This window comes from Pseudomonas sp. zjy_15, assembly GCF_043101865.1.
Lineage (GTDB): Bacteria > Pseudomonadota > Gammaproteobacteria > Pseudomonadales > Pseudomonadaceae > Aquipseudomonas > Aquipseudomonas putida_Y.
Genome location: NZ_JBICII010000064.1, coordinates 70,909 through 90,998 on the forward strand (window position 1 = coordinate 70,909; position 20,090 = coordinate 90,998).

16 protein-coding genes are annotated in these 20,090 nt (G+C 63.3%); 11 read left to right on the forward strand and 5 right to left on the reverse strand.

Going from position 1 to position 20,090, the window contains the following annotated elements; genetic code table 11:
* Positions 1-24: 24 nt before the first annotated feature.
* Together ACF8EF_RS12380 and catR are read right to left on the reverse strand one after the other, a co-directional pair.
* Complete coding sequence (locus ACF8EF_RS12380; RefSeq protein ID WP_012051983.1) at positions 25-792, reverse strand: SDR family NAD(P)-dependent oxidoreductase; 768 nt, start codon at positions 790-792, stop codon at positions 25-27.
* Positions 793-980: 188 nt separating this feature from the next.
* Entirely contained in the window at positions 981-1,853 is an 873-nt protein-coding gene (gene catR / locus ACF8EF_RS12385) for an HTH-type transcriptional regulator CatR (RefSeq protein WP_274148270.1), read from the reverse strand.
* Between the two features lie 135 nt (positions 1,854-1,988).
* Between catR and ACF8EF_RS12390 the strand changes: the two genes are divergently transcribed.
* The 5 genes from ACF8EF_RS12390 (at position 1,989) to ACF8EF_RS12410 (ending at position 7,414) form a co-directional block, all read left to right on the forward strand.
* Positions 1,989-3,110, forward strand: coding sequence for a muconate cycloisomerase family protein (locus ACF8EF_RS12390; protein WP_176682458.1), 1,122 nt, complete (start codon positions 1,989-1,991; stop codon positions 3,108-3,110).
* A gap of 21 nt (positions 3,111-3,131) precedes the next feature.
* On the forward strand, positions 3,132-3,422 hold the full coding sequence (gene catC, locus ACF8EF_RS12395; RefSeq protein WP_010954550.1) for a muconolactone Delta-isomerase: 291 nt from the start codon (positions 3,132-3,134) through the stop codon (positions 3,420-3,422).
* Positions 3,423-3,465: 43 nt separating this feature from the next.
* Positions 3,466-4,401, forward strand: coding sequence for a catechol 1,2-dioxygenase (gene catA / locus ACF8EF_RS12400; protein WP_176682459.1), 936 nt, complete (start codon positions 3,466-3,468; stop codon positions 4,399-4,401).
* A gap of 257 nt (positions 4,402-4,658) precedes the next feature.
* Positions 4,659-5,153, forward strand: a complete 495-nt coding sequence (locus ACF8EF_RS12405; RefSeq protein ID WP_176682460.1) for a GNAT family N-acetyltransferase — start codon at positions 4,659-4,661, stop codon at positions 5,151-5,153.
* A gap of 161 nt (positions 5,154-5,314) precedes the next feature.
* Positions 5,315-7,414, forward strand: a complete 2,100-nt coding sequence (locus tag ACF8EF_RS12410; RefSeq protein ID WP_392461205.1) for a putative bifunctional diguanylate cyclase/phosphodiesterase — start codon at positions 5,315-5,317, stop codon at positions 7,412-7,414.
* Positions 7,415-7,428: 14 nt separating this feature from the next.
* On the opposite strand, the gene ACF8EF_RS12415 is transcribed toward ACF8EF_RS12410, so the two are convergent.
* Positions 7,429-8,253 (reverse strand): aldo/keto reductase, encoded by an 825-nt coding sequence (locus ACF8EF_RS12415; RefSeq protein ID WP_392461206.1) that lies wholly within the window; start codon positions 8,251-8,253, stop codon positions 7,429-7,431.
* A gap of 243 nt (positions 8,254-8,496) precedes the next feature.
* Here ACF8EF_RS12415 and ACF8EF_RS12420 point away from each other — a divergent pair, with 243 nt between their 5' ends.
* A complete protein-coding gene (locus ACF8EF_RS12420; RefSeq protein WP_010954509.1) occupies positions 8,497-9,375 on the forward strand; it encodes a DMT family transporter in 879 nt (292 codons plus the stop codon).
* A gap of 59 nt (positions 9,376-9,434) precedes the next feature.
* Here the strand turns inward: ACF8EF_RS12420 and ACF8EF_RS12425 are convergent, their stop codons facing one another.
* Positions 9,435-10,340, reverse strand: coding sequence for a LysR family transcriptional regulator (locus tag ACF8EF_RS12425; protein WP_392529106.1), 906 nt, complete (start codon positions 10,338-10,340; stop codon positions 9,435-9,437).
* 386 nt (positions 10,341-10,726) lie between these two features.
* On the opposite strand from ACF8EF_RS12425, the gene katG reads away from it, so the two are divergent.
* From katG to ACF8EF_RS12440, 3 genes are all read left to right on the forward strand, one after another.
* A complete protein-coding gene (katG, locus tag ACF8EF_RS12430; RefSeq protein ID WP_392461208.1) occupies positions 10,727-12,982 on the forward strand; it encodes a catalase/peroxidase HPI in 2,256 nt (751 codons plus the stop codon).
* Between the two features lie 157 nt (positions 12,983-13,139).
* On the forward strand, positions 13,140-14,351 hold the full coding sequence (locus ACF8EF_RS12435; RefSeq protein ID WP_392461209.1) for a M24 family metallopeptidase: 1,212 nt from the start codon (positions 13,140-13,142) through the stop codon (positions 14,349-14,351).
* Between the two features lie 161 nt (positions 14,352-14,512).
* Positions 14,513-15,847, forward strand: a complete 1,335-nt coding sequence (locus tag ACF8EF_RS12440) for an MFS transporter (protein WP_392461210.1) — start codon at positions 14,513-14,515, stop codon at positions 15,845-15,847.
* Positions 15,848-16,073: 226 nt separating this feature from the next.
* Here ACF8EF_RS12440 and ACF8EF_RS12445 read toward each other — a convergent pair whose 3' ends face one another.
* A complete protein-coding gene (locus ACF8EF_RS12445; RefSeq protein WP_103444257.1) occupies positions 16,074-17,081 on the reverse strand; it encodes a GlxA family transcriptional regulator in 1,008 nt (335 codons plus the stop codon).
* Positions 17,082-17,262: 181 nt separating this feature from the next.
* Between ACF8EF_RS12445 and pssA the strand changes: the two genes are divergently transcribed.
* Together pssA and ACF8EF_RS12455 are read left to right on the forward strand one after the other, a co-directional pair.
* Positions 17,263-18,591 (forward strand): CDP-diacylglycerol--serine O-phosphatidyltransferase, encoded by a 1,329-nt coding sequence (gene pssA, locus ACF8EF_RS12450; protein ID WP_392461211.1) that lies wholly within the window; start codon positions 17,263-17,265, stop codon positions 18,589-18,591.
* Positions 18,592-18,823: 232 nt separating this feature from the next.
* A complete protein-coding gene (locus ACF8EF_RS12455; RefSeq protein ID WP_392461212.1) occupies positions 18,824-19,969 on the forward strand; it encodes a GGDEF domain-containing protein in 1,146 nt (381 codons plus the stop codon).
* Positions 19,970-20,090: the final 121 nt, after the last annotated feature.

Genomic DNA, 20,090 nt, shown 5'->3' on the forward strand with positions numbered 1-20,090 from the left:
TTCTCCTGCCGGTTGTTCTTGTAATCAGAGGGCGGTGTAGCCATTGTCGGCAAACAGGTGCGCGCCGTTGACGAAACTGGCGTCGTCACTGGCCAGGAACAAGGCTGCGCTGGCGACTTCCGAGGGTTGGCACAAGCGCCCCTGGGCGGCAGCGATGGCCTGTTCGCTGACGTCTACGCCATGCTTGCGCAACATGTCGATCTCGCGCAGGCCGTGGGCGGTGGCGATGAAGCCCGGGCAGATGGCATTGGCGCGAATGCCTCGGTCGCGAAACTCCACAGCGATGGCCCGGGCGAACATATGCGTGGCACCCTTGCTGGTGCAATACAGCACCTCCATCGGCGTGCCCACCACTGCCGAGATTGATGAGGTGCAGACGATACTGCCGCCGCCGGCCGCAAGCATGCCCGGCAACACCGCGCCGGTGACCAGGAACATGCTCTTCACGTTCACGGCCATGATCCGGTCCCATTCTTCTTCACTGGTTTCCAGGAAGGGCATGGCCGACAGGATGCCCGCGTGGTTCATCAGCACGGTGATGTGGCCGAAGGCCTCTTCTACGGCCGCCACCGCGGCCTTCACTTGCTGTGCGTCCGAGACATCGGCGGCAGCGAAGATGGCCTGGTAACCTGCATCACGCAATCGCCTTGCAACTTCGGCGCCCTTGCTGCCGGGCAGGTCGACAATGCCCACCCTGGCCCCTTCTGCCGCGAACAGCTCCGATGCGGCCAGCCCGCAGCCGCCCGCACCGCCAGTAATCAGCGCCACCTTGCCGTTAAGACGTCCAGCCATGTTCGACTCCCGATGATTTTTGATTGACTGTCTTGAGCCCGGGCGTTTCGCGATTCGCGTGCTGGAGCATGAAACAGATCATCGGGAACATCCATATACCGATGGGTATACGGGGCACGCATAGGCAATGGGGCAGGGCTATACAGTCCCTGTGGGGCGCGCCCGCTCCCACAAGGTGCATGGTGTGTTCATATGGCCTGTTGCTCGATCAACGCCAGGCACCGCTGCACGATCGGGCTTACATCACCCTTGCGTCGGCTGAGGATGATCGGGCTGACGGCGCCGCTATCAAGCAGGTCGACATACTCGATATCGGTACGGTGCTGCTGCTGTACCGATGCCGGCACCAGAGTCACGCCGACGCCAACCGCTACCAGGCCGATGGCGGTCTGCAATTCGTTGGCCCACTGGCTGACACGAATGCTCATGCCGTGGTGGGCGAACAGCGCCAGCACGTGGTCGGCATAGCTGGGCCGGGGATTGGCCGGGTAGAGGATGAACGCTTCGCCAGCCAGTTGGGCCAGGCTGAGCGGGCGGCCCGCCAGGGGGTGGCCCTTGGGCAGCACGGCCACCAGTGGGTCCTCGCACAGCACCTGCTGGTGAATCACTGGGTCGTCGATGCGAATGCGCCCGAAGCCAATGTCGATACGCCCGCTTTTCAGCGCCTCCACCTGTTGCAAGGTGGTCATCTCGTTCAGGCCCAGTTCCAGCTCGCTGTCCTGGCGCAGCTCGCGGATCAGCTCCGGCAGCACGGTGTACAGGGTGGAGGGCGCAAAGCCGATGCCCAGCCACTGGCGCTGGCCCTGGCCGATGCGGCGGGTGTTGTCGCTGATGTTCTGCAACTGCTGCAGCACAGTGCAGGTCTGCTCGTAGAAGAAGCGGCCGGCTTCGGTCAGCCGCAGCGGACGTTCGCGCACCACCAGCAGGGTACCGAGCTGGTCCTCCAGTTGGCTGATCTGCCGACTCAGTGGTGGCTGGGCGATGTGCAGCAGCTCGGCGGCGCGGGTGAAGTTCAGGGTCTCGGCCAAGACTTTGAAGTAACGCAGGTGGCGCAGCTCCATCAGACCTCCAGGGTATGGTGGGAGATTCATTTGATATTGGACGGTCGTCAGGGTCTCGCGCAATCCTTCAACAATCAAGTAAACGCATCACTCGGGCCTGCAACTGAAAGCCCGACCTGACGGGACCTGGCAACAATGACAAGCGCGCTGATTGAACACATAGATGCAATTATCGTCGATCTCCCGACCATTCGCCCGCACAAGCTGGCGATGCACACCATGCAGCAGCAGACCCTGGTGGTATTGCGCCTGCGCTGCAGCGATGGCGTGGAAGGCATCGGCGAAGCCACCACCATCGGTGGCCTGGCTTATGGCTACGAAAGCCCCGAAGGCATCAAGGCCAATATCGACGCGCACCTCGCCCCGGCGCTGATCGGCCTGCCAGCAGACAACATCAACGCCGCCATGCTCAAGCTGGACAAGCTGGCCAAGGGCAACACCTTCGCCAAGTCCGGCATCGAAAGCGCCTTGCTCGACGCCCAGGGCAAACGCCTGGGCCTGCCGGTCAGCGAACTGCTGGGGGGGCGCGTGCGTGACAGCCTGGAAGTGGCCTGGACCCTGGCCAGCGGCGACACCGCTCGCGATATCGCCGAAGCCCAGCACATGCTGGACATTCGCCGGCACCGGGTGTTCAAGCTGAAAATCGGCGCCAACCCGGTGGCCCAGGACCTCAAGCACGTGGTCGCGATCAAGCGCGAGCTGGGTGACAGCGCCAGCGTGCGGGTCGACGTCAACCAGTATTGGGACGAGTCCCAGGCCATCCGCGCCTGTCAGGTACTGGGCGACAACGGCATCGACCTGATCGAGCAGCCGATTTCGCGCGTCAACCGCGGTGGCCAGGTGCGCCTGAACCAGCGCAGCCCGGCACCGATCATGGCCGATGAGTCGATCGAAAGCGTCGAGGACGCCTTCAGCCTGGCCGCCGACGGCGCCGCCAGCATCTTCGCCCTGAAAATCGCCAAGAATGGTGGCCCGCGCGCGGTGCTGCGCACTGCACAGATCGCCGAGGCCGCTGGCATCGCCTTGTACGGCGGCACCATGCTCGAAGGTTCGATCGGCACCCTGGCTTCGGCCCATGCATTCCTCACCCTGCGCCAGCTCACCTGGGGTACGGAGCTGTTCGGGCCGCTGCTGCTGACCGAGGAGATCGTCAACGAGCCGCCGCAATACCGCGACTTCCAGCTGCACATCCCCCATACCCCAGGCCTGGGCCTGACGTTGGACGAACAGCGCCTGGCGCGCTTCGCCCGTCGCTGATCAGCAAGCAAGGAGATAACCATGTTGTTCCACGTGAAGATGACCGTGAAGCTGCCGGTCGACATGGACCCGGCCAAGGCCGCCCAGCTCAAGGCCGACGAAAAGGAACTGGCTCAGCGCCTGCAGCGCGAAGGCATCTGGCGTCACCTGTGGCGCATTGCCGGGCATTACGCCAACTACAGCGTGTTCGATGTGCCCAGCGTCGAGGCGTTGCATGACACGCTGATGCAGCTGCCGCTGTTCCCGTACATGGACATCGAGGTCGACGGCCTGTGTCGGCATCCCTCGTCTATCCACAGCGACGATCGCTGATTCGCACCTGTATGCCTGACAAGAACAATACGAGGTAAGCACGATGACCGTGAAAATTTCCCACACTGCCGACATTCAAGCCTTCTTCAACCAGGTGGCTGGCCTGGACCATGCCGAAGGAAACCCGCGCTTCAAGCAGATCATTCTGCGCGTGCTGCAAGACACCGCTCGGCTGATCGAAGACCTGGAAATCACCGAGGACGAGTTCTGGCACGCCGTCGACTACCTCAACCGCCTGGGCGGTCGTAACGAGGCGGGCCTGCTGGCTGCTGGGCTGGGCATCGAGCACTTCCTCGACCTGCTGCAGGATGCCAAGGACGCCGAAGCCGGCCTTGGCGGCGGCACCCCGCGCACCATCGAAGGCCCGCTGTATGTTGCCGGGGCGCCGCTGGCCCAGGGCGAAGTGCGCATGGACGACGGCACTGACCCGGGCGTGGTGATGTTCCTTCAGGGCCAGGTGTTCGATGCCGACGGCAAGCCGTTGGCCGGTGCCACCGTCGACCTGTGGCACGCCAACACCCAAGGCACCTATTCGTACTTCGATTCGACACAATCCGAGTTCAACCTGCGCCGGCGTATCATCACCGATGCCGAGGGCCGCTACCGCGCGCGCTCGATCGTGCCATCGGGGTATGGTTGCGACCCGCAGGGCCCAACCCAGGAATGCCTGGACCTGCTCGGCCGCCACGGCCAGCGCCCGGCGCACGTGCACTTCTTCATTTCGGCACCAGGGCACCGCCACCTGACCACGCAGATCAACTTTGCGGGCGACAAGTACCTGTGGGACGACTTTGCCTATGCCACCCGTGACGGGCTGATCGGCGAACTGCGTTTTGTCGAGGATGCGGCGGCGGCGCGCGACCGCGGTGTGCAAGGCGAGCGCTTTGCCGAGCTGTCATTCGACTTCCGCTTGCAGGGTGCCAGGTCGCCTGACGCCGAGGCGCGAAGCCATCGGCCGCGGGCGTTGCAGGAGGGCTGAGTCCGAGGTTTTGTCACTGTGATTTTGCCTGGGGCTTTCCGTGCGGGGAGGTCCCGGGCTTTTTGCTGCAAGGGCCTGGTGATCTAGGCTCTGTACGAAAAGTCTTGAGACGCAGGTCAGGCAAGGCGAAAACAGCCGAGGAAGCGGAGTGTACTGGAGTACATGAGCATTCCGAGGCTGTTTTCAACGCAGCATGAACAAGTATCAAGGCTTTTCGTACAGAGCCTAGAATCGTCCTTTTGCTCAGGCCCCACACCATGCTCCCCCTCGCGCTGCTGCCAACCACCATCGAACAGGCTCCGCTGATCCGCAATCTCTACCAGTTCTATTGCTACGAGTCCTCCGACTGGGAACAGGAAGACGTTGAGGCGGACGGCCGCTTCTACATCCATGAGGAGCACCTGCAACGCTACTGGCAGGACGACGGCTGGGGCGCGTATCTGGTGCTGGCAGACGGGTTCATCGCCGGCTTCGTGCTGGTCGAGCGCAGCGAACTGCCTGGCATCGATGCGCAGGAGCTTGCCGACCTGTTCATCTTGAAGAAGTACCGCCGCCAGGGCATCGGCCAGGCGGTGGCGTTGCAGTTGCTGGGGGGCGAGGGTGACTGGCTGCTGCGCTGCTATGCACAGGATCTGGCCGCTGTGGCTTTCTGCAATGCAGTGCTGGCCAACCTGCCGCGGCCGGCGCAGGCTATCGCCTTGGGGGATGAGCCGGACTTGCTCAATTTTCTGGTGACCGGCACCCGCCATTGAGGGTTGGTGCGCTTTCGTTCGTCCTGATAAGGGGAAGCGTCATTTTTGTGAGTTGCTTCACAAAATTTTCATGGGCAGCATAATGCCATTATCGCTTTCCAAGACTCGGCCGCCGCTTGCCGGGTCCCTTTTCATGCGTTTCGAAGGTTCAGGTAAAGTTCATGTCGCTCGCAGCAAACCCCGACATCATGTACCGGCTATTGATCCAGAGCGTGGTGGATTATGCCATCTACCTGCTTACCCCTGAAGGTATCGTCGCCAACTGGAACCCCGGCGCCCAGCGCGCCAAGGGGTACCATGCCGATGAGATCGTCGGCCAGCACTACTCGGTGTTCTACACCGATGGCGAGCGCGCAGCCGGGTTGCCGACGTTAAACCTGGAGCAGGCGCGCAGCACCGGACGCTTTGAAGAAACGGGCGTGCGTCTGCGCAAGGACGGTACGGCCTTCCACGCCCATGTGGTCATCGAAGCGGTATACGACGATGCCGGACACCTGGTGGGTTTCGCCAAGGTCACCCGCGACATTTCCGAACGCCACCGCCAGGAACTCGAACTGCTGCAGGCCAAAGAGCTGGCCGAGCAGTACAGCCAGGAGATGGCCAAGCTGTCGCAGTTTCTCGATTCGGTCATTGCCAACATTCCCGCGAGCGTCATCGTCCAGGACCTGGAAAGCCAGCGCATCCTGTTGGCCAACCAGCAGGCCGAACGCCTGTTCGGCGGGCCGCAGCGCAGCATGATCGGCCAGTTGCCCCGGGAATGCCTGGCACCGGCTGCCGGTGACTACCTGGAGCAGCAATTCGTGCGTGGTGCCCGCAGTACCAAGGGGCACGCAGCCGAAACCCGCGTCGACACTGCCCGTGGCCCCCGCACCCTGCGCAGCCGTACCCTGCTCAGCCAGAGCCGCGAGGGGCAGGCCGATTACGTGTTGTTCGTGGCTGAAGACGCCACCGAAGAGCTGGCCGCCCATGCGCAGATTCACCACATGGCGCACCATGACGCGCTCACCGGGCTGCCCAACCGGACGCTTTTCCACGAACGGCTGCGTCAGGCCTTGTTGCGCGGCAGCGAAAACGCCAAGCTGACCGCTGCCCTGTGCCTGGACCTGGACAACTTCAAAAACATCAACGACTCCCTTGGCCATGCCTTTGGCGACAAGCTGCTACGCGAGTTGGGCAAGCGTCTGCGCCGCGAACTGCGTGAGCACGACACCTTGGCCCGCCTGGGTGGCGATGAGTTTGCCGTGGTGCTGACGGGCCTGGAAGGGCGGGATGCCGCATGTAATACCGCGCAACGCCTGATCAAGGCCATCAGCCCGCCGTTCCAGATCGAAGGGCATCAGTTCGCGGTGGGGGTGAGCATCGGCATCGCCATCGCGCCTGATGACAATGACCAGGCAGAGCAGCTGTTGGGCTATGCCGACATGGCGCTGTACCAGGCCAAGCGTAACGGCCGTAATCGTTATGAATGCTTCGATGTCGAACTGGACGTTGCCGCCCGCCAGCGCCGTCTGATGGAAACCGACCTGCGCACAGCGCTGCACCTGGGGCAGTTGCAGCTGCACTACCAGCCGGTAGTCGATCATCAAACCAGCAGCGTTACCGGTTATGAGGCGTTGCTGCGCTGGGAACACCCGACCCGGGGCATGGTCATGCCGATGGATTTCATCCCCATTGCCGAAGAAACCGGGTTGATCCACGAGTTGGGCAACCGTGCGCTGAATCTGGCCTGCCAGGAGGCGGCCAGCTGGGACGGTGAGCAGACGGTGTCGGTCAACCTGTCGGCGGTGCAGTTCAAGAACGGCGATCTGGTGCATACCGTCGCCCTCGCGCTGGCCGACTCGGGCCTGCCGCCGCAGCGACTGGAGCTGGAAATTACCGAATCGGTGCTGCTGGGCAACAGCGAGGAAAACGTGCGCACCTTGCGCGCCCTGAAAGACCTGGGCGTGTCCATTTCACTGGATGACTTTGGTACGGGCTACTCATCGCTGGGCTACCTGCGCTCGTTCCCCTTCGACCGGATCAAGATCGACAAGTCGTTTGTGCATGACATGTGCGACAGCCGCGAGGCCATGTCGATCATTCGCGCCATTACCGAGCTGTCCAACAGCCTGATGATCAAGACCACGGCCGAAGGCGTGGAGTCGGAGGAACAGATGCGCCGGCTCGCGGCGGAAGGCTGTTCGCACTTCCAGGGCTACTTTTACGGGCGGCCGGCACCGGCGAGCGAGCGGTTGAAGCAGGTCATCACGCAAGAACAATGACTTGCGCGGCGGCCTCAGCTGTTCCAGTCCGGGGCAAACGGCGGGCTAACCACGCGCTGGTCTTTCGGCAGCCCGGCGATGGCTGCGCGGTCTTCGTCATCCAACTGCACGGTCAACGCGGCCAGGTTGGCCAGCTGGTTTTCGCGGCTGCTGGCTTTGGGGATCGCCGCCACGCCGTCCTGGTCCAGCAGCCATTTCAGCGCTACCTGGCTGGGCAGCACGCCATGCTTGCGGGCAATCGCCTGGATCACCGGCTGCGCCGCTGCCTGGCCGCGTGCCAGCGGGGTATAGGCGGTGAGCAACAAATCATGGCTGCGGGCGAAGTCGAGTAGCGGCTGCTGGTTGAGCAGAACATGGTACTCCACCTGAATCGCCGACAACGGCGCGCCCAGGGTTTCCACCACCTGGCGCAGTAACCCCAATGGGAAGTTGGCCACGCCAATGTGGCGCGCCTTGCCTTCGTCACGCAGGGCTATCAGGGTGTCGATGCTGCGGGCCAGGTCCCAGTCTGTGCCTGGCCAGTGGATGTGGAACAGGTCAACCTGTTCGGTACCCAGCGCGCGCAGGCTGTCTTCCAGCGACTGACGCATGGCTTGGGGCGCCAGACGGTCCCACCAGACCTTGGTGGTCAGATGGATCTGCTCGCGTGGCACGGCGCTGTCACGCAGCGCCTGGCCAACGGCCGCTTCGTTTTCGTAGGCGGTGGCGGTGTCGATGTGCCGGTAACCCACGTCCAGTGCCTGGCGCACGGCCTGGGTGCATTCACTGCCGGTCATTGGCCAGGTGCCCAGGCCGATGGCGGGCAGGTCCAGGCCGGTGCGGGTGGTGAGCCGTTGCATGTAAATTCCTTGTAGGGTGCAGGGGTCGGTCGATGGTCAGCGATCAACCGTGCACGGGCCATGCATGCCAGGTGGAAAGTGGTCGATCAGCGAACAGAAATTGCACTTGGCCGGGGCAAGCGGCAAATGAACTTCCTTATTCTGCGGCATCTCTTCTAGAATCCCAGCTGTTACATCCGCCGGGCAATGCCTGCGCGTCCTTCCCCGGGCGCGGCTTGCTGCCGCGCCGTCATCGAGAGAGCCATGAGTTCCAGCACACCGCTGTCCGGCGTCAACCAACCCCTGCGCGGCATCGCGTTGGTGGTGGTGGCGACGTTCCTGTTCGCCAGCCACGATGCCTTGTCCAAATTCCTGGGTGGCCTGTACCCGATAGTCATGGTGGTGTGGGCGCGTTATGTGGTGCACACGTTGCTGATGGCCGGCATCTTCCTGCCCAAGTCTGGGCTCAACGTGTTGCGCACCCGCCGGCCGGTATTGCAGACCTTGCGGGCCCTGAGCCTGCTGAGCACCAGCCTGCTGTTCACGACCGGCTTGCAGTACCTGCCACTGGCGGAGGCCACGGCCGTCAACTTTCTTGCCCCGGTACTGGTCACCGCGCTGTCGGCGCCGCTGCTGAAAGAGCGAGTGACAGTCGGGCAGTGGGTGGCGGTGGTGATGGGCTTTATTGGCGTGCTGGTGGTGGTGCACCCTGGCGGGGCGATGTTTACCCCGGCCATTCTGTATCCGTTCGGTTCGGCGTTGGGCTTCTGCTTCTATCAGTTGCTGACGCGCATTCTGGCGGCGCATGACAGCCCGACCACCAGCAACTTCTATGCGGGGTTGTGCAACACCTTGGCGATGAGTGCGCTGGTGCCGTTCTTCTGGGAGGTCCCGCGCTGGGACCATGCCCTGTTGATGCTGGCACTGGGCGGCTTTGGCATGACTGCGCACCTGCTGTTGACCCAGGCCTTCCGCCATGCAGCGCCAGCGTTGCTGGCACCGTTCAGCTATTGCCAGATCGTGTTTGCCGGGTTGCTTGGCTTCGTGGTCTACAGCCAGGTGCCGGATACCCTGAGCCTGGTAGGGATTTTGGTGATCTGTCTCAGCGGGCTCGGTGCAGCGTGGATGCAGCGCGGCAAATAGTAGCCGCGTGCTTCAGGCTGTACGGGCGGTAGGCGCAGCGTTGCGCTGCGAAGAGGGCATCACTGCGTGGTCATGAACTGCAGGATGCGGTCGCGCAGCCAGCGCTCGGCGGGGTCGTTGTCCTGGGCGCCGCTCCAGACCATCGACAGCTCGGCCTCGGTGATGTCGAACGGCGCCGGGTCGGCGCGCAGGCTGCCGTCGTCGGCGAGAGCGCAAGCGGCGTAGTCCGGCACCGTGGCGATCAGCTCGGTGTTGCGCAGCAGGGCGCGCAGGCTACCGAACTGCGGCACCGCCAGCACCACCTTGCGGCAACGACCGATGCGTGCCAGATCGAGGTCGATGTTGCCGCTCATGTCACCGGAGAACGACACCATCACATGCGGGCGGGCGCAGTATTCGTCGAGGGTCAGCGGCCCCGGGCGGTCGTCGGCGCGCAGCACCCGTACGCCGATGTCGCGCAGCTTGCGGCGTTTGGCGGTGGCCGGTAGGTCGGTGGTATAGCTCACGCCTACCGAGATCTCGCCGCTGGCCAGCAAGCCGGGCATCAGCAGAAAGTTGGCCCGCCGCACTACCACGCTGATCTCCGGGGCCTCTTCACGCAGGGCCTGCAGCAGAGCCGGAAACAGGCCGAACTCGGCATCATCGGAAAGCCCCAGGCGGAACACGTTGCAGCTGTTGGCCGGGTCGAATTCGCGGGCGCGACTGATGGCGGCGGAAATCACGTCCATGGCCGGGCCAAGTTCGGCAAAGATCTGCAGGGCCCGTGGCGTGGGTTCCATGGCCCGGCCGTTGCGTATCAGCAGCGGGTCGTCGAACAGTTCGCGCAGGCGGGCGAGGGCGGCGCTGACGGTGGATTGGGTGATAAACAGCTTTTCGCCGACGCGGGTCAGGTTGCGTTCGATCATCAGGGCTTCGAACAGCACCAGCAGGTTCATGTCGACGCGGCGCAGGTCGTTGCGGTTCATGAGGGCTCGGCGTCCGGGGCAAAGGGTATGGCTGTGTATTGAAGCACGGTGCCGGGCCTTGTGCCTTGTATGGATGTGCCGGCCTCGTCGCGGGCTTGATCGCGAAGCGGTCGATACAGGCCAGTGCCTGACAGAGCCAGCCTATCAGGCTCCAACAGCCACTCTATTAGAACTCTGCCCAAGCTCGACTAGTCTTTCCCGTGGCCCCGCGAATTCCGCGACCGGGCAGCGCGTCAGCACCTGTGTGCAAGACCGTGGCCCCCCGGCGTGACAGCTTCGCAAGCCCCGTGTACACCTGATGAGGGGTAGTACGAGCCCACCCGCTCGGCTGAAAGAACACTGGCATAGACCGGAAATCTGGATAACCGACCCAAAGGTACCCGCAGATGTCGAACGAATCGAAATGCCCGTTCCATCAAACCGCAGGTGGCGGCACCACCAATCGTGACTGGTGGCCTGACCAGCTCAACCTGAGAATTCTTCACCAGCATTCCTCCAAGTCCAGCCCTGACCCGGACTTCGACTATGCCAAGGCGTTCAAGAGCCTCGACTTCCAGGCCCTGAAGAAAGACCTGACCGCCCTGATGACCGACTCGCAGGACTGGTGGCCGGCCGATTTCGGCCACTACGGCCCGCTGTTCATCCGCATGGCCTGGCACAGCGCCGGCACCTACCGCATTGGTGACGGCCGTGGGGGGGCGGGCTCCGGCCAGCAACGCTTCGCCCCGCTCAACAGCTGGCCGGACAACGTCAGCCTGGACAAGGCCCGGCGCCTGCTGTGGCCGATCAAGCAGAAGTACGGCAACAAGATTTCCTGGGCCGACCTGATCGTACTCACCGGTAATGTTGCCCTCGAATCCATGGGCTTCAAGACCTTCGGCTTCTCCGGCGGGCGTGCCGACGTGTGGGAGCCGGACGAAGACGTGTACTGGGGGTCGGAAAAGGAGTGGCTGGGCGGCGATACCCGTTACGGCAAGGATCAGGCCAAGGCGCAGGCGCCAGGGCAGGGTGACCTGGTGGCCGAGCCGGCCAAGCATGGTGAAGAGCAGAATCGCAACCTGTCGGCCGAGCGTAACCTGGAAAACCCGCTGGCCGCCGTGCAGATGGGCCTGATCTACGTGAACCCGGAAGGCCCGGAAGGTAACCCCGACCCCGTAGCCTCAGGCAAGGACATCCGTGAAACCTTTGGTCGCATGGCCATGAACGATGAAGAAACCGTGGCCTTGATCGCCGGTGGGCACGCGTTCGGCAAGACCCACGGTGCCGGCCCCGCCGACAACGTCGGCCCCGAGCCGGAAGCGGCAGGCCTGGAGATGCAGGGCCTGGGCTGGCACAACACGTTTGGCTCCGGCAAAGGCGGGGATACCATCACCAGTGGCCTGGAAGTGATCTGGACCTCCACCCCGACCCAATGGAGCAACGAGTACCTGAATAACCTGTTCGACTTTGAGTGGGAGCTGACCAAAAGCCCGGCCGGCGCGCACCAGTGGCGGCCGAAAGACGGCAAAGGCGCAGGCACGGTGCCAGATGCACACGATCCCGGTAAAAGGCATGCACCGTCGATGTTGACCTCCGACCTGGCATTGCGCTTCGACCCTATCTACGAGCCGATCGCCCGCCGTTTCAAAGACAACCCTGACCAGTTGGCGGATGCGTTCGCCCGTGCATGGTACAAGCTGATCCACCGCGACATGGGCCCGCTGGCGCGCTATCTGGGCCCGGAAATGCCCAATGAAGAGTTGCTGTGGCAAGACCCGCTACCCAAAGCCGACCCAGCCACGATCAGCGAGCAAGACATCGCGACCCTCAAGTCCAGGATCCTGGCCTCGGGTTTGAGCGTGGGCGAACTGGTCTCCACCGCCTGGGCATCCGCGTCGACCTTCCGTGGCTCCGACAAGCGCGGTGGTGCCAACGGCGCGCGTTTGCGCTTGGCCCCACAGAAGGACTGGGCTGCAAACCAGGGCGTGGACAAGGTGCTGGCGGCATTGGAGAAGATCCAGGCCGAGTTCAACAACAGCGGCAAGAAGGTTTCCCTGGCTGACCTGATCGTGCTGGCCGGTACCGCGGCAGTCGAAAAAGCTGCCAAGGATGCCGGTTACAGCGGCAGCGTAGGATTCCGCCCGGGGCGGGTCGATGCGTCCCAGGAGCAGACCGACGTCGAGTCGTTCGCCGTGCTGGAGCCGCTGGCCGATGGCTTCCGCAACTTCACCAAGGCACGTTACAGCGTCAAGGCCGAGAAACTGTTGCTGGACAAGGCGCAGTTGCTGACCCTGACCGCGCCAGAGCTGACCGTGCTGATCGGTGGCCTGCGGGTGCTCGGTGCCAACCATGGTGGCAGCAAACTCGGGGTGTTCACCGACAAGCCGGGGACGCTGAGCAACGACTTCTTCCGCAACTTGCTGGATATGAGCGTGGAGTGGAAACCGACCTCGGCGGACAACGAGACCTTTGAAGGCCGCGACCGCAAGACCGGGCAGGTGAAGTGGAGCGGTAGCCGAGTAGATCTGGTGTTCGGTTCGCATGCCCAGTTGCGGGCGTTGAGCGAGGTGTATGCCAGCAGTGATGGCGGTGACAAGTTTGTCCGGGACTTTGTAGCCGCCTGGCAGAAGGTCATGGAGCTGGACCGCTTTGATCTGAAATAGCGTTGCCTGGCGGGGGGCGCTCAGCGCCCCCTTGGCCAGTGGTCATCCCGCCAATTCCAGGTCGGATAGATACAAAAGTGTCCTCGTCGGTTCTGTTGCAATGCTTCTCAGGCGGCCGGCCTGAACAGCGTGCTCACAACGACAAGGAACCCCGACCATGCAAATGCCCAAGACCCTGAAAATCCGCAATGGCGACAAGGTGCATCCAACCTTCTCCGCCCAGGAATACGCTGCTCGCCACGCCCGGCTGCGGGCCTATATGGCCGAGCAGGACATCGAGGCGGCAATCTTCACCTCGTATCACAACGTCAACTATTACAGCGATTTCCTCTACTGCTCGTTCGGCCGCCCTTATGCGCTGGTGATCACCCAGGACAAGGTGGTCTCGATCAGTGCCAACATCGACGGCGGGCAACCCTGGCGGCGCACGGTGGGCACTGACAACATCGTCTACACCGACTGGCAGCGCGACAACTATTTCGTCGCCATCCAGCAAGCGTTGCCGCTGGCCTCGCGCATTGGCGTGGAGTACGACCACCTGAACCTGCAAAACCACGGCAAATTCGCCGCCTGCTACCCCAAGGCCGAGCTGGTGGACATCGCTGCGCCGTGCATGCGTATGCGCATGATCAAGTCGGCCGAGGAGCAGGCGCTTATCCGTCACGGTGCGCAGGTGGCCGACATCGGCGGGGCGGCAGTGGTCGAGGCCCTGCGTGAGCATGTGCCCGAGTACGAGGTGGCACTGCATGCCACCCAGGCAATGGTGCGCGAAATTGCCAAACGCTTCCCGGACGCCGAGCTGATGGACACCTGGACCTGGTTCCAGTCCGGGCTCAACACCGATGGCGCGCACAACCCGGTCACCAGCCGCCGTGTGGGCAAGGGCGAGATCCTCAGCCTCAACTGTTTCCCCATGATCGCCGGCTACTACACCGCGCTGGAGCGCACCTTGTTCCTTGACCACTGCCCGGACGAGTACCTACGCCTGTGGCAGGCCAACGTCGAAGTGCACGAAGCCGGGCTGCAACTGGTGCGCCCGGGCATGCGCTGCAGCGATATCGCCCGCGAACTGAACGAGATCTTCCTGCGCCACGACCTGCTGCAGTACCGCACCTTCGGCTATGGCCATTCGTTCGGCACGCTCAGCCATTACTACGGCCGCGAGGCGGGGCTGGAGCTGCGCGAGGACATCGATACCGTGCTGGAGCCGGGCATGGTGGTGTCGATCGAGCCGATGATCATGCTGCCTGAAGGGCGACCGGGGGCGGGCGGTTATCGCGAGCATGACATCCTGATCGTCAACGACAACGGCGCCGAGAACATCACCAAGTTCCCGTATGGGCCGGAGCACAACATCATTCGCAAATAAGCATCGGCGTCGGCTGCTTCGCGGGTGAACCCGCTCCTACAAAGATTTCACCGTTTTCGTAGGCGCGGGTTCACCCGCGAAAAGGCTGGCCCAGACAACAAAAGATCCCCGTATGACCACCAGACCCTGCCTCCAATTAAAAGAACCAGAGGGTACCCGTCATGTCCAGCACCACCCTTGACCCGTCCGCTATCGCCGGCCCCGCGCACAACGCCGAACGCCAGGCGCTGCGCAAGGCCGCCCGGGCCAGCTTCATGGGCAACTTCGTCGAGTGGTTCGACTACGCTGCCTACGGCTATCTGGCCACCATCATCGCCGCCAACTTCTTCCCGCAAACTGACAAGACCACCGGTTTGCTGGCCACCTTCGCGGTATTCGCCCTGTCGTTCCTGGTACGCCCGCTGGGTGGCATCGTCTGGGGCCATTTCGGTGACCGACATGGTCGGCGCAACGCGCTGTCGTGGTCGATCCTGATCATGTCGGTATCCACCTTCTGCATCGGCTTGTTGCCGGGCTATGCGCAGATCGGGCTGTGGGCGCCGGCCTTGCTTTTGCTGATCCGCCTGGTACAGGGGTTTTCCGCCTCGGGTGAGTACGCCGGGGCCGCTGCGTTCCTGGCCGAGTACGCGCCGCCTGGGCGGCGTGGCTTGTACACCAGTATCGTGCCAGCCAGCACGGCAGCGGGGTTGTTGTTCGGTGCGGCGTTCGTCGCGGTGCTGCATGAGCTGCTCAGCAGTGAAGCCCTGCATGAGTGGGGCTGGCGCCTGCCTTTCCTGCTGGCGGCGCCGTTCGGTCTGGTAGGGCGCTATATCCGCATGAGCCTGCAGGACACGCCCAAGTTCCTGGAGATGGAGCAGCGCCTGGAAACCAAGGCCGGCATGGCCACGACGCCGCTGCGCGAACTGCTGGGCCAGCACCGGCGCAGTCTGGCGATCGGCATAGGTGTCACCTGCCTGAATGCGGTTGCGTTCTACCTGTTGCTCAGTTACATGCCGACCTACCTGTCCAGTGAAATGGGCATGAGCGAGCGGGATTCGTTCATCGCCTCGACGGTGTCGCTGGCCACCTATATCGGCTTGATCTTCCTGATGGGACGGTTGTCCGACCAGTTTGGTCGCAAGACCATGCTGGTGGTGGCCTCGCTGTTGTTCCTGGGGTTGACCGTGCCGTTGTTTCGCCTGCTGGACGGCCAGCCGCTGCTGGTGATTCTGGCCATCCAGATCCTTTTCGGTGCGATGCTGGCGATGAATGACGGGACCTTGCCGTGCCTGCTGGCCGAAATCTTTCCGACCCGGGTGCGCTTCAGCGGGTTTGCCTTGAGCTTCAATGTGGCCAATTCGTTGTTTGGCGGGACTGCGCCGTTCATTGCCACCTGGCTGATTCAGGTGACGGGCAGCAAGCTGGCCCCGGCAGGCTACTTGCTGGTGGCAGCACTGGTGGCGCTGGTGGCCATGCTGATGTGTCGGGAGACGGCGCACGCGGCCCTTGAAGATTAGTTGACCTGCACTGGCTTCTTCGCGGGCAAGCCCGCGCCTGTAGGAGCGGGTTTACCCGCGAATACGGTGGCGGCGGCAACGGTGAGCGGCGGGTGGAGATTGGCCAGCAGGCCCGGCCCTTTCGCGGGTGAACCCGCTCCTACAACGGCCTGTGCCGGACCACCGATGTGCGTGCAGGAGCGGGCTTGCCCGCGAAGAGGCCAGCCAAGCCAGTACATGACCCCATTCAATGGAGAGAGGCCTGCCGCCGCTCCCCTAAAGGCGACAGCCCGAAGAACCGGCTGTAACTCTTGGAGAAATGCGCAGGCGAACTGAAGCCGCAAGCCAGCGCTACCTCACGGACTTGCACGTCACTGCGCAGCAGTAACTCCCGCGCCCGCGACAACCGCAGCTCCAGGTAGTACTGGCTGGGCGTGCGCTGCAGGTACTTGTGGAACAGCCGCTCCAGTTGGCGCACGGTCACTTCGTTGAGGCTGGCCAGTTCCTCCAGCCCCAGCGGTTCCTCCAGATTGGCCTCCATGATCGCCACCACCTGGCTCAGTTTGGGCTGGGCGCTGCCGAGCAGGGTGCGCAGCGGCACACGCTGGCGCTCACGTTCACCGCGTACGCGGTCGCACAGCAACAGTTCGGCGGCCTTGGCCGCGATGTCCTGGCCGCCCGTGTCCCGGGCCACCAGTTGCAACATCATGTCCATGGCCGCCACGCCGCCTGAGCAGGTGTAACGGTCGCGGTCCAGTTCGAACAGCTGGCTGGAGATCACGATACCGGGGAAGTGCGCCTGCAACGTCGGCAGGTCTTCCCAGTGGATGGTGCAGCGGTAACCCTTGAGCAATTCGGCCTTGGCCAGCAGGTAACTACCGGTGCAGATACCGCCCAGCGGCAAGCGCTGGCGGGCCAGTTGGCGCAACCAGTCGATCAGTGGGCGGTTGCTACGGCTTCGGTCGATCGGGTTGGCGCCGACCACCAGCAAGGCATCCAGCGCGGGGGCGTTGGCGATGTTGTAGTCGGGCAGTACGCGCATGCCGTTGCTGGCCACCACCGGCGCGTCGTCTGCGGCGATCAGTACACTGCGATACAGTGGCTTGCGCGCGGCCAGGTTGGCCATGCGCAGGGTCTCCACCGCCGACGCAAGGCCGATGGTGGTGAAATTGGGCAAAATCAGGAAGCCAAAGGTCTTTGCCGAACAACCCTTTACAATAGACGGCGATAGGTTTGCAGAAGCGGGGTGGACCATTGCGCTGTTCCTGTGCAAGCTGAGGCCTGGTTGGTCAGGGGCAGTGAGAAAGCAGAGCCTCGCGTGGTTCTTGTTGTTATGTGTCGTTGCGGGGTCGATCATACACCCCGGATGCAGCGGCCAGGAATGGCCCCGCCGGCTGGCAGGGCCGACAGTGATTGCACAGAGAAGGTGAGCGTCAGTGAACCCCGAAACCATGCTGGCGGGCTTGCCAGGCTATGCCATGGCCCCCGAAGCGATACAGGTGCTGCCCGATGCCAGGGCTTACCGCGCCTGCCTGTTCGAGCGTATCCGTACGGCGACTCGGCGCATCGTTATCGTTGCGCTGTACCTGCAGGAGGACGAGGCCGGCCAGGAAGTGCTGGATGCCTTGTACCAGGCCAAGGCCGCGCGGCCAGGCCTGGAGATCACCATCGTGGTCGACTGGTTCCGCGCCAGGCGCGGGCTGCTGGGGGCCGGGCGTCAGCCGGGCAATGCCGCCTGGTATCAGGCCCAGCGCCAGTTGCGCGGGCTGGACATCGCGATCCATGGCGTGCCAGTGCAGACCCGCGAACTGTTCGGGGTGTTGCACCTCAAAGGCAGCATCATCGACGATTGCGTGATCTACACCGGCGCCAGTCTGAACAATGTCTACCTGCATCGTTTCGACCGCTATCGCCTGGATCGCTACCACCTGTTCCAGTCACCGGCACTGGCTGATGCCATGGTCGGCCTGGTTCAGCGTTTGCTGCACCATACCGCCACACCGCGCCTCGACCTGCCGGCGCCACCTTCTACCCGCAGCTTGCGCGGTGACATTCGGCGCTTGCGCGCACGGCTGCGGCGCATGGCCTACGAGGTACCGGCCAGCGTGACGGGGCAGGGCCTGCAGGTGATCCCGTTGCTGGGTGTGGGCCGTGGCAATCCACTGAACCGGGCGCTGTGCGCCTTGCTGGCAGTGGCGCGCACGCAGATCATCATCAGTACGCCGTATTTCAACCCGCCGCAGGTCGTGATGCGCGAGCTTGACCATGCCCTGGCGCGGGGGGTTGGGGTGGAACTGATTGTCGGTGACCGCACCGCCAACGACTTCTACATCGCCCCTGGCGAACCGTTCAGTGCCAGTGGAGCATTGCCCTATCTGTATGAGGACAACCTGCGCGCCTTCGCCCGCCGCCGCCACGCCGCGATTGCCAGTGGCCAGCTGCAAGTACGCATCTGGAACGATCCTGGGCATACCTTCCATGCCAAGGGCGTGTGGATCGACCAGCGTTATTCGCTGTTGACCGGCAACAACCTGAACCCGCGCGGGTTCAACCTGGACCTGGAGAACGGCCTGCTGATCGACGACCCGCAGGGTCAATGGCTGGCGCCACGGGAAGCAGAGTTGACCGAACTGCGGCGCTTTGCGCCGAGAATCGGCTCGGCAGAGGCGCTGGGGGCGAAGGCCGAACATCCCAAGCAAGTGCGCAAGTTTCTGCGCCGGTTGCGCTACAGCCGGTTGGAACCGTTGATCAAACGGGTGCTCTGACGGCACCTGGACTGGCCCTGTCACCGGCAAGCCAGCGACAGGGCCAGAGTGGTGCGCACTGCGCATTGATGTCATTATGATATTGCTGCCCGCGGCCCTTTGTCAGGGCCTGGATTACAATGTGCAGGCAACCGTGCAAGGCCCCTCTGAACGTGATCACGATCGCATACAGTCGGGCCTTTTCCCGTTAACCAGACAGGCCAATGCGTATATGGCGTTAGATCCACCCACGATGCTGACTATTTCAGTCGCTTTGGCCGCTGCGGCCGCCTTGTACCTGGCGATTGAATGGCGCAGTGTGCGCGAACCCTCGTTGCTGTACTGGAGTGCGGGTTTCGCCACGATTACGGTTGGTAGCACCCTGGCATTGTTGCGCGGGGTCGGCTTGCTGTTCATCGGTATCTGGTTCGCCAATGGCTTGCTGGTGGTGGCCCACGTGTTTTTCCTGATCGGCGTGCTGCGCTTCACCCAGGAGCGCTTGTCACGCGCCTGGCTGATGATCGTGGTGGTCTGGTTCGCCTTGCTGCTGCTGCCCGTGGGCCCGCAGTGGTCGAAGGTGATGCTGATGGTCAACTCGCTGTTGGTGGCCTCGCTGACGCTCAAGGCCAGCTTCCTGCTGCGGCCACATGGCAAATCGCTGAGCGTCGGGGCCGTGCAACTGCGCTATGTGTTGCTGATCCATGGGCTGTTCTATGTGGCCAAGGCAGCCATCGCGATCACGCCAGGCACGCTGATTGACCTGGCGACCTTTGGCGGGCTGATCATTCAGGTTTCGCTGGTGGAAGGCGCGATGGCGATCATGCTGATTGCCTTGTCGATGACCGGCACCGTACGTTATCGGCGTGAAGAGCGCATTGCCCGGCTGGCAGCCCGTGACCCGCTGACTGCGCTGTACAACCGGCGTGCACTGGAGGTGCGGGCGGGGCATTTCTTCAAGGACGTGAGCCCGGCGCAGCCCGGGGCATTGCTATTGATCGACATCGACAACTTCAAACTGGTCAACGACCTGCACGGGCATATAGCCGGCGACCGATTGCTGATTGCCTTGAGCGAGATGATTCGTACGGCGCTGCCCGAGCGCTCGCTGGCGGCGCGGTTGGGCGGGGATGAGTTCGTCATCTTGCTGAGTGGCGCGAGCAGTGAACGGGTCATGGAACTGGGGAGTGGGCTGCGTGAGCAGTTCCAGCATTACGCCGACAAGACCGTGCCTACGCCCCAGGCGGTTACCTTGAGCATTGGTGCCAACGTGTTCGATCAGCCGCCGGCGAGCCTGGCGGCGTTGATCGAGCAGGGGGATGTGGCGCTGTACCAGTCCAAACGTGGGGGACGCGACAGCATTCGGTTTTTCGAGCGGGCGATGGTTGAACTCCGCCAGTGAGCGAGCCACCTGGGTGGCTGAGCTTTCATGAAACCCATGTGGGTGATCCGTACAGGCGCACCCGTCACCCGGCCCCCGCCTTTGACGGGCATCCACGCCCGTCATCAGCAAAACAGCGTGG

Bases quoted from the DNA above. Each gene is read 5' to 3' on its own strand.
- ACF8EF_RS12380 (WP_012051983.1), bottom strand. From the start codon at position 792: ATGGCTGGACGTCTTAACGGCAAGGTGGCGCTGATTACTGGCGGTGCG.
- catR (WP_274148270.1), bottom strand. From the start codon at position 1,853: ATGGAGCTGCGCCACCTGCGTTACTTCAAAGTCTTGGCCGAGACCCTG.
- ACF8EF_RS12390 (WP_176682458.1), top strand. From the start codon at position 1,989: ATGACAAGCGCGCTGATTGAACACATAGATGCAATTATCGTCGATCTC.
- catC (WP_010954550.1), top strand. From the start codon at position 3,132: ATGTTGTTCCACGTGAAGATGACCGTGAAGCTGCCGGTCGACATGGAC.
- catA (WP_176682459.1), top strand. From the start codon at position 3,466: ATGACCGTGAAAATTTCCCACACTGCCGACATTCAAGCCTTCTTCAAC.
- ACF8EF_RS12405 (WP_176682460.1), top strand. From the start codon at position 4,659: ATGCTCCCCCTCGCGCTGCTGCCAACCACCATCGAACAGGCTCCGCTG.
- ACF8EF_RS12410 (WP_392461205.1), top strand. From the start codon at position 5,315: ATGTCGCTCGCAGCAAACCCCGACATCATGTACCGGCTATTGATCCAG.
- ACF8EF_RS12415 (WP_392461206.1), bottom strand. From the start codon at position 8,253: ATGCAACGGCTCACCACCCGCACCGGCCTGGACCTGCCCGCCATCGGC.
- ACF8EF_RS12420 (WP_010954509.1), top strand. From the start codon at position 8,497: ATGAGTTCCAGCACACCGCTGTCCGGCGTCAACCAACCCCTGCGCGGC.
- ACF8EF_RS12425 (WP_392529106.1), bottom strand. From the start codon at position 10,340: ATGAACCGCAACGACCTGCGCCGCGTCGACATGAACCTGCTGGTGCTG.
- katG (WP_392461208.1), top strand. From the start codon at position 10,727: ATGTCGAACGAATCGAAATGCCCGTTCCATCAAACCGCAGGTGGCGGC.
- ACF8EF_RS12435 (WP_392461209.1), top strand. From the start codon at position 13,140: ATGCAAATGCCCAAGACCCTGAAAATCCGCAATGGCGACAAGGTGCAT.
- ACF8EF_RS12440 (WP_392461210.1), top strand. From the start codon at position 14,513: ATGTCCAGCACCACCCTTGACCCGTCCGCTATCGCCGGCCCCGCGCAC.
- ACF8EF_RS12445 (WP_103444257.1), bottom strand. From the start codon at position 17,081: ATGGTCCACCCCGCTTCTGCAAACCTATCGCCGTCTATTGTAAAGGGT.
- ACF8EF_RS12455 (WP_392461212.1), top strand. From the start codon at position 18,824: ATGCTGACTATTTCAGTCGCTTTGGCCGCTGCGGCCGCCTTGTACCTG.